The organism is Rubritalea profundi (assembly GCF_002954445.1).
Taxonomy (GTDB): Bacteria; Verrucomicrobiota; Verrucomicrobiia; order Verrucomicrobiales; family Akkermansiaceae; genus Rubritalea; species Rubritalea profundi.
Window position 1 is genome coordinate 1,995,806 of the sequence record NZ_MQWA01000001.1, and the last position, 14,683, is coordinate 2,010,488.

Consider the following 14,683-nt stretch of genomic DNA (forward strand, 5'->3'; position numbering starts at 1 on the left):
CAATACCTAGCCCAGTGAGTCCTAGGAAGCTCCGGCGCGAGATTGAATTGAGGTGGTCTTCAAGTGGTTCATGGGCGAGTGATCGATTCGTCTAAGTTCAGTAAAGTGGAGCCGAGGATTGCATAAGCAGCCAATTCGGGAGTTTGCTTTGTGGCTTTCACTGTACTTTGAATAAGTTGCTGAGCTGCACGCAGGTCGCTAGTGAAGCGGTGAATGTTTTCTAAGATGGATTTTTCAAGGATCTGGGCTTCCTGAGGGGATGGATTCCTGCCCATGGTGAGGCGGAATCCGTAGTTGATTCTGCTGCTATGGTTGCTGCCACCTTGGTGCAGTATGCGATGCCCTAGAGCTAAGCCAGCCTTCACGAACTGAGGTTCATTCATCAGGACCAGCGCTTGCAGAGGAGTATTGGTGCTTCCTCTAACGACCGAACATGTTTCACGGCTAGGAGCATCGAACAGCACCATGGATGGCGGTGGGGATGTTCGCTTCCAAAAGGTGTAGATGCTGCGGCGGTAGGCAGTGTCCTCTTGGCCATGGAGGAAAATTTGTGAGGTGAATGGGCTGGTGTAGCCATAGTGGCTCACCTCGCTCCACAGCTCGGGTTGTGGTGGGTGGACGCTGGGTCCACCTACGGCGCGATTGAGTAGCCCGCTGTGAGCCAGAGCTTGATCGCGGATGATTTCAGCGGGGATGCGTGGTCTTGGCGAACGTGCAAAGAAGAGGTTGCGTGGGTCTTTTTCTTGATGTTCAGCTGAGGACACGGCCGACTGGCGGTAGGTCTCCGAGTTGAGAATTGTTTTAAGAACGTGGCGGATATTCCAGCCGTTCTCGACAAAATCGACAGCTAGCCAATCGAGTAACTCCGGGTGGCTCGGCCAAGATCCTTGGTTTCCAAAGTCACCAGCAGTTTCTACGATACCGCGGCCAAAGAGCATTTGCCATGTGCGGTTAACTGCGACGCGTGCAGTAAGCGGGTTTTTAGGGTCGGTGATCCAGCGTGCAAGGTCCAGTCGTGTGGACGATTCTGAGCCGCCGATAGCGGGCAAGACGGCAGGAACCCCCGTTGAAACCTCTTCGCCAAGTTGGTCGTAGGCTCCTCGAATGAGGATGTGGGTTTTGCGCAACGCTGGCTTGTGGTCCATCACCATGACGGTGGTCTGACCACGCTTGATGTCTCTATTGAGAACTTTGATTTCAACCCCCAGAGTTTTTAGGAAGATCTTCATTTCGGTAGCCAGGGGGGAGCTTGAACTGATAAATCCATCATTGACGGTTTTCCAGTCTGCGGTGCTTCGTGTCTCTTGCTTGGCGGTTAGGGATTTAGCTAACGGTCCAGTGGCTTTTTTCTTTTGTTCTGCTTCCCAGAGCTCGCGAGCTTTGACGAGGTGTGCTGGAGGATAGCGTTTGAAGAGTTCGAGCTCGGCGACGCGAGATTTCAATCCATCGATTCCGCCATTTGCCAGCGGCGAGGTATAGGCCATCAATGGTGGAGTGTTGGCGTTGGTGGCTGCCTCTCCGGGTTCAGATGAGGCGTTAAAGAAGGCGTAGAAACTAAAGTATTCTTTTTGAGAAATTGGGTCGTATTTATGGTCGTGGCACTGGGCGCACTTCATGGTGAGTCCCAGGATCGCTGTGGCAACGGCATCCACTTTATCTAGGTTCTGGTTGACCCGGTATTCTTCGGCGATAGTGCCGCCCTCATGGGTGCTCATGTTGTTGCGAAGGAATCCGGTGGCGGCAATCTGGTCAGGGGTCGCATTGGGAATCAGGTCGCCAGCAATTTGCTCGGTGAGGAACTGATCGTAGGGTTGGTTTTTCTGGAAAGCATGGATTACCCAATCCCGCCACGCCCACATGTCGCGGTGGTCATCGATCGAGAACCCGTGGGTGTCGGCATAACGCGCGGCATCTAACCATGGCATCGCGAGACGTTCGGCGAAGTGTGGCGAGTCCATTAGCTGCCGGATCAAATTCCCCCAACGATCAGGTGCGGTATCAGAGAGGTAGCGGTTGATATCTTCAACTGATGGCGGGAGCCCGGTGAGATCGAGATAGAGACGGCGCACTAAAATTTCCTCGGGAGCTTGCTTACTGGGCTTGAGTCCCTCGGTCTTCAAGCGCGCTCTGATAAAGCTATCGACAGGGTTTTGTGTGGCTGGTGATTGCGGGAGTGCGGCCTTGGTGGGCGGGACAAACGACCAGTGCGGCTCGTACTCGGCTCCCGATTTAATCCATTTCTTTAGGGTTTGAATCTGCTCCTTTTTCAGGTTGACGAGATGAGCGTCTGCTGGAGGCATGATGAGGTCTGGATCGGTGGTGATTAGCCGCTTGATCAATTCACTTGCTTCAGGGTCACCTGGGACGATGGCTGGCGGTGAGTCCTTGCGCGTAGCTATGGCTGCTTCGCGGAGATCAAGCCGGAGCTCACCGCCGCGGTGTTCTGGGTCTTGGCCGTGACAGAAAAAGCAATTTTCAGAGAGGATCGGCCTGATGTCTCGATTGAACTTAACTTCCTCGGCAAAGCTATGGGAGCAGGTCGCCCAAAAATTTACCACCATGGCTAGTGTGATTGGGCTAAGGAAGGACTTCATGATGCAGTGCATTAGGTAATAAATAGATGGCGTCTTTCAGTGCGTGTCAAATACTGTGTTTAGCTGTGTGGGCGCGTTTTGATCGCGAGGTTAAGCTTTATAATGGTCATTCAGATTTCGAGTCCTGCCGGGCGCTGTAAACCTCACGATGCAACTCGGATAAGTTGGAGCTATCTCCGTTCGCCGCAGCAACGGTTCTTTTGAGGGCTCCATCTGGATTTACTTTCAATACGCGCCCTATCCATCGACGAAAGTGCTGCTCGCGTCGTACGAAGAATGTAATGACGTGGATTTCGGATGCTCTTTCGGAATAGCTCGCCAGCTCGTTCCAACCCGAAAACGTTTGAGGCTCGATCTCTCCATGGTATAGTTTATTCATATCAGTACGTCATGCTGCCACTGATAGCGGTGCGTTGACTGTGGGTTGGTGGTTAATAGTCATGAATCTGTGTCTAGGAATCCCTTCAGGGAGTTGTAGTGTGATGCGAATTGTCTGCATTCCAGTTGAAATTATTTACTTCGGGTCAACGTTGTTAGGCGTGTCTTTACAATCAGAATAGCCAAGTGGAATCCCCCCCCTTCTTTAGTAAATACGTAACGATTAAATAGGCCTTCTGGAATCTTCTATTTCAACTGGGTGGACAACTACGCTGACACAGGGACAAAGGCAAACGTCACAGAAAAGGCACATTTAAAAGAAGTGTCTGATTGAGATGGCTATCTAAGCTTTCTCTTGAGTTGAGCTAACCCTTAGTTAGGAGAAGTTGATATTTTTCTATATCGTAGTGATGAGATTATGTTGACTAATTGTTTATATGAGTATTTACTTGTCAGTGCGAATCCCCCAACCCCCAACCCCCCCCCAACGCATGCAATATTTTTACGATTTATCCTTACTTGACGTCCGCGGAGAGATCTCCACAGCAATCACTGTGTTGTATTACGGAAATGAGATTGGAGCATTTTCTGGACCGGATATAAAGACGGTCGATTTGAGTAGGGTCTACGCTGTGGAGATTGATCTCACAGCATACGCTAACAATGACAATGGCGTACATAGTTATTCTATTATGTTCTTTGAGAGAAAATGGGACGAAGAGGTCTGGAATCAGAAACTACTTCAGAAAAAGCACAACTTAAGATCAGTCACGACCCGAGTGAGCCTTACGGCTGACATGACTGATAACCCTAAGCATGAACATCACATTTTTACTGCATCAAATAGGTATATCGACTTTTCGGTATATCCAGAAATAGCCACTTCTCATGTTGTCCCTGTAGAGTATATTGAGCAATTCAATCAGCGATTTGTTGGCTATTTAATGCGGAGTGAGCGGGTATTTGATGATGTCCATGAAATGATTGGGAAGTACCAACTAGTTGACCTGGTCAGTCAGGATTATGAGCAAGTCAATGACTTGCACGAGAATGTCAAGGTGCATGCCTACGGAATGTTGAAAAAAAACGCAATAGCTTAAGGATAAATACCTTAAGTGAGTTCTAGTTTTACCAAGCCCCTCGATCTGCTCCAGTAATGCCGCCACCATTGAGCGACTGATGGGTATGTTGTGGGTGATGATTTCCGTACAAATGATCCTAGGTGGGGCAGCTTCTTTATGGGGATGGACTACTACAGATTAGGCATTGACTGGTGAGGACAAGTCTCGACATCGTGGGGAATCTGACGCATGAATGGTTCTCGGGAGTTAGTCCCGAACGCGCCATGTCAGACAGTCAGCAATACATTTACCCCGTTTTTGAGCAACAGAAAGCAGACCTTCTGCTTCACCTCCTAGAGAAAAATAGCGATTGGGAGCAGGTGCTGGTATTCCTCCGCACTCGGGAAAGTGTGCATGGACTTGCGAGTGAACTCAACAAGGAGGGAATTCATACAGAGTCGCTGCACGGCAAGCAAAAGCAAGAGGTGAAGGATCGCTCACTTGCTAGTTTCAAAGATGGGAAGTGCAGAGTTCTCGTAGTGACGGATGCTGTCGCTAGAGCTATCGACTGGACTGGTACGCCTGTAGTGATCAACTATGATTACCCAGAGCTTGAGGAAGACTATCTCACTAGGCTCGATACAGTTTCCGTAATGTATACTTTACTCACGCCTCAAAACAAGAACTCCCTAGAGCAACTAGAGGCTAAGTTAGAGACATCCATAGATGCGTTAGTCGCTGAGGGATTTGAGTACGACACTATTGAGCTGAAGGAACGTGTGAAGCGTAATAAGACGCCGAAGAAGGGACCTCGCTCCAAGCCGCTTCAGCACAAAAAGAAGAAGTGGAAGCCGAAGAAGTACACGCGCTAAGGTGTGCTATTTTTTTAGCACATCAGTAGTTTTTTCTTGAGTTTGTTGTGCTGCTGTCGATGCTGTGAGTCGCAGATCATGGAGAGTAAAAAGAAGGTAGTAATAGCATGCGGAGGGACAGGAGGGCATCTCTTTCCTGGAGTGGCAGTGGCGCAAGAAATGAAGCGCCGCGGGCACACCGTGCGGTTGCTTATTTCTGAGAAAAAAGTAGATGCTCAAGCATCTGCAAAATACGGTGATCTAGAATTTGATACGGTTCCAGCAATTGCTAAACCAGCAACGCTCTCGCTCAAGATGCTTCCTTTTCTGTGGAAGTTGCTGAAGACGACGGCTAAGTGTAAGGGATTGCTGAGGAAGTTTGAAGCGGATGCTGTGATCGGCATGGGTGGGTTCACCTCACTACCACCCGTGATGGCTGGCAAAAAGTTAGGAGCGAAGACCTTTGTTCACGACTCCAATGCCTTGCCTGGTAAAGCAAACCGACTCACCGCAAAATGGTGTGATAAGGTGTTGTTAGGGGTAGAGGAAGCTCGCCCCTATTTTCCTGAATCTGCAATCGAGATCACAGGCACGCCTGTGCGTGAGGAATTATACAGCCTTCCTGCACGTGAAGCAGCCGCTGAGAAGCTTGGCCTGGATCCCACTTTAAAGACTGTGTTAGTGATGGGTGGTAGTCAGGGAGCTAAACAACTAAACAGCCTAGTAGTGCAAGCCTCAAAGGCGATGCCAGATATTCAGTTCATCCACATCACGGGTAATTTTGATCACGATCGAGTCAAAGCTGAGATGGGGGAGCATTGCCCGAACCACAAGCTTATCGCTTTTTGCGATGACATGCCGAGCATTTACGCTGTCACAGATTTGGCAATAATGCGATCTGGAGCTTCGAGCTTGAGCGAAATTTCCTACTTAGGTTTAGCCTCGATTTTGGTGCCGTATCCGTACGCCGCGGGTGACCACCAGACGAAAAATGCCGAAGTCTTTGCTGCCGCCAATGCGGCGGTGCTCAGGCAGGAGTCAGACTTGGATGCCGGGATGTTAGTGGCAGATGTCACTCACATATTCGCGAAGTCAGAAAATTTAGAAAAAATGAGTGCTGCGTCAGCGGCACTTGGAGTGAAAGACGCGGCGACTCGTGTCTGTACTGTGATTGAGAGTTTGTAATGAAGGATTTTAGTGAGAGATTGATGCAGCCGGACGTTCCAATGCGCGTTCACCTTATTGGTGTTGCGGGTTCAGGTATGAGCGGCCTAGCTTCTCTTCTGTTAGGCATGGGCCATAATGTGAGCGGCTGTGATCGCGTCACCAGCGCGGAGACCGAGCGTCTACAGCGCGCTGGATTAGCATTTTCGAGCCCGCACAATGCACACTCTGTCGCTGATGCTGATGTAGTGGTGTATTCCTCTGCGATTCGTGATGAGAATGTGGCTTTGGCCGCAGCGCGCGAGTCCGGCATCCCGACGGTTCGCCGCGCCGAATGCCTCGCTGCCATTTTGGCGACCAAGGACGGAATCGTCATTTCAGGGACGCATGGAAAGACCACAACGTCTGCAATGAGTGCGCATGTGTTACGCCGTGGTGCGGTGCATCCATCTCATTATGTGGGAGCTGAAATCCCAGTTTTAGGAGCCAATGCGCACTGGGACGAACGAGGTGAGCTAATGGTAGCTGAAGGAGATGAGAGCGATGGTACGCTGGCGCTCTATCAGCCAAAGCACGCCGTGGTTCTCAATGTGGAAGAAGAGCACCTCGATTTCTATAGTGGGATTAATCACATCAAGCAGGTCTTCACTACCTTGTTAGACCGAACTTCAGGATGCGTGATTTATTGCGGTGAATGTCCCGTTGCTACAGAGCTCTGCGGATCCCGAGAAAATTCGATTTCCTATGGCTGGAGCGATGCCGACTACGTGGCAGAAAACATTAAAGAACAGGGAGGAACTATCGCATTTGATGTGATTCACCAAGGTGAAAATCTTGGACGTGTTGAGCTAGGTGTTCCTGGCCGGCACAATGCACTCAATGCTCTAGCATCGATAGCTCTGGCTGCTGTCTGTGGGGTTTCATTTAACGACGCCTCACGGGCGCTGGCTACTTTTGCCGGTGCTCGCCGTAGATTTGAAACAAAGTATCTCAGCTCGCGCTTGAGAGTAATCGATGACTACGGTCACCACCCCACTGAACTCGCGGCGACATTGCAGACAGCTCGTTCGCTCAATCCCAAACGGATAGTTGTTCTATTTCAACCACACCGCTTCAGCCGCACTCAGAAGTTGGCGGATGATTTCGGTAGAGTCCTGCAGGCTGCCGATCGGGTCTTCGTGACTGACGTTTACCCGGCATCTGAATTACCGATTGATGGAGTCAGTGGTCAAACTATTGTCGACGCCATGAAGGCGCATGGAAATATACAGGCTGAGGTTGTGGGATCGGTCCAGCAAGCACACTACGCTGTGGGCAATGCTCTAAAAGAAGGGGATATGCTGATCACTCTAGGTGCCGGAAATGTGCACGAAGCTGGCACCAAAATCTCGCGTGATCAGGTGGTCTTAGAGGACATTCTCGGCGAGTGTGGCGAAGGGAACGCTAAAGTCCATTTGTACGAGCTGATGCGTAAGCACACCACGATGTTGGTCGGTGGTCCTGCCCAATTTTGGGTAGAACCTTTGACGCATAACTGTTTTGCGAGAGTTGTAAGGTATTGCCGTGAGCGTGGGATTCCAGTTCGAGTTCTCGGACGTGGATCTAACTTGTTAGTCCGTGATGGCGGTATCCGAGGCGTAGTCATTCATCCATCGAAAGGTGTCTTTGGTGAGGTTGTAGTCGAAGGTGATACTATTATTGCTGGAGCTGGTGTGCGTTTTAAAAAGCTCGCGAGTGTGGCTCAGAAGGCTGGTCTGACTGGCTTTGAGTGGATGGAAGGAATCCCAGGGAATGTCGGTGGCGGACTTCGCATGAATGCTGGAGCAATGGGGACTGAGACCTTTGATCAAGTAGTGGAGGTGACATTCCTCGACGAAGATGGTGAGATTCGGACCCGTAACCGTGACGAGATCAAAGCATTTTATCGGAATGTGCCCGAGCTTCGTCGTAGCTTTGCCTTGAGTGCGCGCTTCATAGGCTCGGCCTCTAACCATGGAACCATCCAGCAAAAGATGGAAACCTCGATGGGGAAGCGTCGTAGTTCGCAGCCGCTTGCCGCCAGTGCTGGATGTATTTTCAAGAATCCTGAGCTGATGCCGGCTGGTATGTTAGTCGACACATTGGGCTTCAAGGACTCGAGCGTTGGCAAGGCGAGGGTCTCGCTCGAACATGGGAACTTTATTGTGAATGATGGAAAGGCATCCGCGCAGGATGTGCTCGGCCTGATTGACCAAATCCGCACAAAGGCGAAACAAGAGAAGAGCGTTGAGCTGGAGACAGAAGTGCAAATCATCGGTGAAGATACTTTCCTTTTTTAATATTTAGAACAATGAACAAAGAGATCAAAATAGCAGTAGCCATGGGTGGTCCAGGCTCTGAACGCGATGTTTCTATGGCAACAGGAAAGGCTGTGCTTCAAGCCTTGATTGACGAAGGCTGTGATGCGGTGGCTCTTGAAATCAGCACCCATGAAATCGTGGTGCCCTCGGGCGTGGGACTTGTTTTCAACACGATTCATGGAACCTTCGGTGAGGATGGAACATTGCAAAGCCAACTCGAAAAGCAAGGAGTTGCCTACACGGGTGCCGGCTCTGCTTCTAGTTTGTTAGCTTTTGATAAGGTGGCGAGTAAGCATCGTTTCATTGAAAAGAACGTGCCAACGCCGACCTCCGAAACTGTCGATTGCAGTGCTGGTGTGCAAATGCCTAAAATGCCATTACCTTACGTAGTGAAACCCCCTCGTGAGGGATCCAGCGTTGGAGTACACATCGTTCAGAAGGAGGCGGATGCTCGCGCTGCGATCGAAGATGCGGCTAAGTATGGTGACGAGGTGCTGGTCGAACAATTTGTCGAGGGCAAGGAACTCACTGTGGGTGTGCTAGAGGATGAGGTTTTCCCTATTGTGCATATTGCTCCACGCAGTGGATTCTATGATATGTCTAACAAGTATCCGTGGATGACTGGTGAAGGTGGGACTGATTATTATTGTCCCGCTGAGCTGGATGCTGAAACTACGCAAAAGGTAAAAGGTGCAGCTTTAGCGGCGCATCGCGCTTTGGGAGTTGAAGTCTACTCCCGAGTTGATGTACTATTGGACGCCGATGGGAATCCTTATGTGTTAGAAGCTAACACTATACCGGGAATGACTGCGAGTAGTCTGCTGCCAAAAGCAGCGAAAGAGGCTGGCTATTCGTTCGGTAAACTTTGTTTAAAGATCGCAGAAATTTCGCTGCAGACCCCAAGAAATGTTTAGAAAGAAACAGACGAATACGCGCTACGTGCGCCAACGCTCTGACCGCATGCTTCACTTGCAGGTCAGCTCTCCGCGTATCGTTTTCTTTCAATCACGCAAGGCTGTTTGGGGTGTCTTTAAGATCGTTATTGTTCTAGCTGCGCTGGGTGCTGCGGGCATCTATGGAACTCGCTATGTGCAGAACCATTTTCTCACTAGCCCAGAGTTCGCCCTCCGCCACCTAGAACTCAAGACGAATGGCTTTCTTAACGAAAGTGAAGTCGCCCAAATTGCGCAAATCGATCCAAATGGAACTATTTTTTCTTTTGATATTGATCTTGCCGAAGCTCGGCTGATTGCTCGGCCAGAAGTCGTGACTGCCGTTGTAGAGCGCCGCCTCCCCGACACCGTGAAAATAACGCTCACCGAGCGTGTGCCTGTCGCATGGATTGCCTGCCCGAAACTCGGTATGGCTGGGAGGAATCCGCTCTCTGGAATGTTGATGGATGCGGATGGTGTGATCTTTACCTGCCAAGGTAGTCTTTGGGATGTGGCACGGAATTTACCAGTCATTGATATTGGTGTGGCTGAAGCACACGAATTTCCACTAGGAGAAAAGATGACGAATAAGAATGCCGCCCGAGCATTGTCTCTGATCACCCTTGTTGATGATGTGGTCAAAGGTGAGTGGACGGTGAAGCGAGTGGCAGTAGCAAATTTTTATAAGTTGGTCATCACTAGCAATGACGGTGTAGAGGCGACTTTTGGAATGTATGAGCATCGGCGTCAGCTCAATGATCTCATCGCGGCGCGCAATCACGCCAAAGAAACTGGTAGGGAATTAGAGTGGATCAACCTCTTGCCCAAACATAATATTCCAGGAAATTTTAAAGAACCCTCAGCTCAGGCGAATGATGGGTTAACAAGTGTGAACGACTAATCGAGTGGTAGGTACCTAGATGGCTAAATCAAAGATATACGTGGGCCTAGAGATAGGCACCAGCAAGACATGCATGGTGGTGGGGGAAGTGAAGGCTGATAGTTCAGTCAAGATTCTTGGGGTGGGTGAAACGAAGTCTGTTGGCGTCCGTAAGGGGGAAATTGCCGATATCGCGAACGTCCGCACCTGTGTGCGCGAAGCTTTGTTAGAAGCTGAAGATGTGTGCGATGTCGATATCCGCAGTGTCTTTCTGTCGGTCACCGGCTCTCACATTTCAGGTGTGAATAATCGCGGAACCTTCCGACTTCCTGATGATGATCAAGAAATCACTACTGAGCACGTCGAGGAGTCCAAGGAGATCGCCAGAGATATCGCAATCCCATCAGATAACGTCTACCTCCACAACATAGTACGCCAATACTGGATCGACGGCAACGAGCAGGCGAGCAACCCAGTTGGCTTGTTAGGTCGCACGCTGGAAGCTGATTTCCATATTGTACACGGGGTCAAGACTAGGATTCAAAACAGCATCAAGTGTACCCGTGAAATTCCTCTCGATGTCGATGATATCGTTTTCGCTCCTATTGCCTCAGCACAGATAGCACTAAATCGTCAGGATAAAGAAGCGGGAGCTTTGGTGATCGATATTGGCGGCGGCACGACGGATTACGTGCTTTACTTGGATGGTGCAGTGGCGGCCTCTGGTTGTATCCCAGTGGGTGGTGATCATGTCACCAATGACATTCACTTGGTGACTCAGATGCCACTTTCCAAAGCTGAAAAGGTAAAATGCACCGAAGGCGACGCCTCTGGTGACCCCGCCCGCTCGGTAGGCACAGTCACTATCCCAGACGATAAAGGTTTCCCAGAATTAGAGATCAAGCGGCAGTTACTCAACGACATCATCCGTGGTCGGCTCGAAGAGACTCTGCAGTTGGTGAGGCAAAAACTTCCCGATGGTGCTCTAGAAAAAGTGGGAACTGGAGTGTTCCTTACTGGCGGATCTAGCTTGATGCGCGGTTTTGGTGAGCTCGCAAATGATGTTTTCCATCTGCCTATCTACCGCCCAGAGCAACCAGAAGTGAGTGGTATCCATGAGTACTTCCGCGATCCACAATATTCCACAGTGGTAGGACTCATACGCTACGCTCAACTGATGGACGAAGATAGCCCGAAGGAGAAATCAGGAGTTTTCGGTAAATTAGCCAAAGCCGTCTGGCCATTTTAGATAGTTGTTTTTTGCAACCACACTATTACTTAGTGCTAAGCTCGATAGTGGCCACCACTGTTCGAGCCACTTTTTCCCAACTAACATTGGAAACATCCGATACAGCAGAATTGCGCATCTGAGTGTTGCGCACATGATCTAGAGCTTCGATGGAGCGATCCAAGAAACACTGATGATCACCAAAAGGGTAAGCGGTCAGTACGAGGCCCTCTCTAAACTCTTTCTCGCTGCACCGTTCTAGGCGTAGGTGTGATAAGTATGACACTTACCACCCTTATCGATAAAAACACCTCACTCACTCCGATCAAAACTGACGATGCTGGGAGATTGCGGCTCAGCGCCGATCACAAAATAGCTTTGCTCGATTCCTCTCCGGATCTTGCGAGCTTTCTGCAGCCCGCTGATAGCTCACAGATGAGACCTAGCGACACCTAGGAGTTCACACTGCCTTCTCATGCTAATGTTAAAATTATCAGTTTCAGTCAACCCGATACGATCCCTCACAGGCCGAGTTGTTTGGGCTTTTTCGTAGGAAATCAATCTCGACATCCTGTTGTCCAACCTTAGCGTGGAGCTGCTCTCGCTGAGTTGCAAACGCGTCTTCAGTAGATTTCTTTTTGCCTGATTAAAACACGTTGGCAGCTCCTTCGAGCATCTTCTTTTTCCAGTGGGAGACTTGCACAGGGTGGACTTCAAATTCCTTCGCGATATCCTGAATCGTTTTGATTCCTTTGATGGCTTTTAGAGCGACCCGAGTCTTAAATTCGGGATCCACCTCAGAGGTTCTCAACCATCTGAGTATGCAGCTTCACTGCCTCATTTGTTTAATGCTACTCCTGAGCATTTTTTGATGCTGCAAGTTTATCGTGAATCCCTTGAGCAACCTCCTCGATATTCTCATTCGGTTTCTTTTGTAACTTTATGTGTATAGGCCTGAAAGTTGGGTTTCAGGCTCGCTGGAAGTGGTGCTTTTGGGCTTTTAAGCTGAAAACATTGGACTGAGGTGGATATGAGTTACAAGGGTAGAGTTAGCCAAATATTGAGAGCTAATTCTTTCTGAGAAGGAGAGTGTAAGTGATCTACACTCTGTTACTTAAGTTATATTTCTGGTGATAATTTTTCTAAAATGTATAATTAAGTGAGTTTGGCGTTGCAATTAAGCGAATTATGGAGATTGTCCGACCTCCCTCCAACTCAAATCACTTTCTCAAAATCAATATCTTATGACGACTGACAAGATCCGAAATATTGCAATCATTGCACACGTTGACCACGGCAAGACTACGCTAGTGGATAAATTACTTGAAGCTGGCGGCGCCTACGCCGAACACCAGCAGGTCACTGAACGTGCTATGGATTCCATGGATCTTGAAAAAGAAAAAGGAATCACCATCAAGTCTAAGAACACTTCCATTCACTGGAACGACCACACAATCAACATCATCGATACTCCAGGACACGCCGATTTCGGTGGTGAAGTAGAGCGCGTGATGAAAATGGTAGACGGAGTTTTCCTCGTGGTTGATGCCTATGAAGGCCCACAGGCTCAGACTCGTTTCGTTCTTAAGAAGGCCCTCGCTGAAGGCCTTTCGCCAATCGTTGTTGTCAACAAAGTTGACCGCGACTTCGCTCGTCCATCAGAAGTACGCGACATGGTTCTCGAGCTTTTCCTCGACCTCGAAGCAACTGAAGAGCAGTTCGAAGCTCCTTTCTTCTATGGTTCCGCTAAAAACGGTTTCTTCGTGGGCAACCTCGAAGAAGACGAGCACAAGGACATGACTCCATTGCTCCAAGGCATCATCGACAGCGTTCCTGCTCCAATAGCAAATGCTGAAGAGCCATTCCGCATGCTCGTTTCCAACATCGACTGGGACAACTACGTTGGCCGTGTTGCTCTCGGTAAAGTGAATTCAGGTACAGCTAAAAAAGGTGACAATATCTGGCTCCTCCGCAAGGACGGCACTAAGCAGCGTAGCAAGATCACCCGCGTATTCGAATACGGTGCAAATGCATCTGAAGAATCTGCAGTCGCTTCCGCTGGTAACATCGTTGGTATTTCTGGATTCGAAGACATCGACATCGGTGAGACACTTGCTCTCACAGAAAATACTGAGCCACTTCCATTCATCGACATCGATCCACCGACAATCACGATGCAGTTCAGCATCAACAACGGACCATTCAACGGCCGTGACGGCAAGCACGTCACATCCCGCGCTATCCGTGAGCGTCTTGACCGTGAGATCAAAACAAACATCTCTATCGAAGTTTCAGACGCTGAACACGCAGGTGTGTTCAACGTAGCCGCTCGTGGTGCAATGCAGATCGCAGTTCTCGTAGAGACAATGCGCCGTGAAGGTTTCGAACTTCTCGTTTCCCGCCCTAGTGTTATCACTAAGCGCGTCGACGATAAGCTGATGGAGCCATTCGAGACACTCTACGTAGAATGTCCAGACGATGCACTCGGTGGCGTGATGAAGTCACTCGCAACTCGTAAGGGTCGCGTCGAGAACATGGGTACGAATGCTCACGGAGCAACACTCGAAGCAACGATCTCCACTCGTGGAATCATCGGTTTCGAATTCGAACTTCTCAACCTTTCAAGCGGTCACGGCATCATGTCCCACCTCTTCAAGGAGTACGCACCACACTGTGGTGAGATCGTCACTCGTAAGACTGGAGCGCTCATCTCTATGGCGACAGGTACAGCGATGAACTACTCACTGATTCCAATCACTGAGCGTGGCAAGCTCTTCATCGAAGCTGGTGAAGAAGTCTACGAAGGTCAGATCATCGGTGAGAACCCACGCCTCGTGGATCTCTCAGTCAACCCTGTTAAGGAAAAGGCACTCACTAACCACCGTTCGGCTGGTAAGGACAACACAGTGACTCTTCCACCACCACTCGCAATGGGTCTCGAGCGTGCTATCGAATACATCAATGCTGACGAACTCGTAGAAGCGACTCCGAACTTCCTCCGTATCCGTAAGCGCGTACTCTGCCCGAACGAGCGTAAGCGCTCTGAGCGTCAGTCAAAGAGCGTTGAGGCTAACGTGTAAACGACTTTAGATTTCAAATCTAAGAATTTCAAAAGGCGGTTCCTATTGGGAATCGCCTTTTTTGTTGTTTTGTGTGGGATTGGAACGCCTCTACAAAGCTTTTTTCGTGTTGCCAATTTCCTAGTGCGTTGCACTGGGCTACGGTAGGGCACCCCTTTGGGGCTGAGAAAAGGATA

General features: G+C 49.7%; 11 protein-coding genes. 9 read left to right on the plus strand and 2 right to left on the minus strand.

The annotated features are described in order from the left end of the window. Positions 1–68: 68 nt before the first annotated feature. The gene (locus BSZ32_RS08800) at positions 69–2,594 is read right to left on the minus strand and encodes a PSD1 and planctomycete cytochrome C domain-containing protein (RefSeq protein WP_165788748.1); all 2,526 of its coding nucleotides are present in this window, start codon (positions 2,592–2,594) and stop codon (positions 69–71) included. An 869-nt stretch (positions 2,595–3,463) separates the two neighbouring features. Between BSZ32_RS08800 and BSZ32_RS08810 the strand changes: the two genes are divergently transcribed. The 8 genes from BSZ32_RS08810 (at position 3,464) to BSZ32_RS18800 (ending at position 11,883) form a co-directional block, all read left to right on the plus strand. Next, positions 3,464–4,072: a hypothetical protein gene (locus tag BSZ32_RS08810; RefSeq protein WP_105043091.1), complete on the plus strand. Its 609-nt coding sequence runs from the start codon at positions 3,464–3,466 to the stop codon at positions 4,070–4,072. A 173-nt stretch (positions 4,073–4,245) separates the two neighbouring features. Beyond that, the gene (locus tag BSZ32_RS08815; protein WP_129589669.1) at positions 4,246–4,905 is read left to right on the plus strand and encodes a helicase-related protein; all 660 of its coding nucleotides are present in this window, start codon (positions 4,246–4,248) and stop codon (positions 4,903–4,905) included. A gap of 78 nt (positions 4,906–4,983) precedes the next feature. Next, a complete protein-coding gene (gene murG / locus BSZ32_RS08820) occupies positions 4,984–6,069 on the plus strand; it encodes an undecaprenyldiphospho-muramoylpentapeptide beta-N-acetylglucosaminyltransferase (RefSeq protein ID WP_105043093.1) in 1,086 nt (361 codons plus the stop codon). Further along, positions 6,069–8,366: a UDP-N-acetylmuramate--L-alanine ligase gene (murC, locus tag BSZ32_RS08825; RefSeq protein WP_240610595.1), complete on the plus strand. Its 2,298-nt coding sequence runs from the start codon at positions 6,069–6,071 to the stop codon at positions 8,364–8,366. The genes murG and murC overlap by 1 nt, the downstream gene beginning before the upstream one ends. Before the next feature lie 11 nt (positions 8,367–8,377). Further along, positions 8,378–9,301, plus strand: a complete 924-nt coding sequence (locus tag BSZ32_RS08830) for a D-alanine--D-alanine ligase (RefSeq protein WP_105043094.1) — start codon at positions 8,378–8,380, stop codon at positions 9,299–9,301. After that, positions 9,294–10,220, plus strand: coding sequence for a cell division protein FtsQ/DivIB (locus BSZ32_RS08835; RefSeq protein WP_105043095.1), 927 nt, complete (start codon positions 9,294–9,296; stop codon positions 10,218–10,220). Before BSZ32_RS08830 ends, BSZ32_RS08835 begins: the two co-directional genes overlap by 8 nt. 19 nt (positions 10,221–10,239) lie before the next feature. Continuing rightward, positions 10,240–11,448 carry a cell division protein FtsA gene (gene ftsA, locus BSZ32_RS08840; RefSeq protein ID WP_105043096.1) on the plus strand — a complete coding sequence of 403 codons (1,209 nt, stop codon included), beginning with the start codon at positions 10,240–10,242 and terminating at the stop codon, positions 11,446–11,448. 258 nt (positions 11,449–11,706) lie between these two features. Next, entirely contained in the window at positions 11,707–11,883 is a 177-nt protein-coding gene (locus BSZ32_RS18800; protein WP_165788749.1) for a DUF2946 family protein, read from the plus strand. A 190-nt stretch (positions 11,884–12,073) separates the two neighbouring features. Here the strand turns inward: BSZ32_RS18800 and BSZ32_RS18360 are convergent, their stop codons facing one another. Then, complete coding sequence (locus tag BSZ32_RS18360; RefSeq protein WP_165788750.1) at positions 12,074–12,223, minus strand: transposase; 150 nt, start codon at positions 12,221–12,223, stop codon at positions 12,074–12,076. Between the two features lie 448 nt (positions 12,224–12,671). On the opposite strand from BSZ32_RS18360, the gene typA reads away from it, so the two are divergent. Then, positions 12,672–14,507 carry a translational GTPase TypA gene (gene typA / locus BSZ32_RS08845; RefSeq protein ID WP_105043097.1) on the plus strand — a complete coding sequence of 612 codons (1,836 nt, stop codon included), beginning with the start codon at positions 12,672–12,674 and terminating at the stop codon, positions 14,505–14,507. Positions 14,508–14,683: the final 176 nt, after the last annotated feature.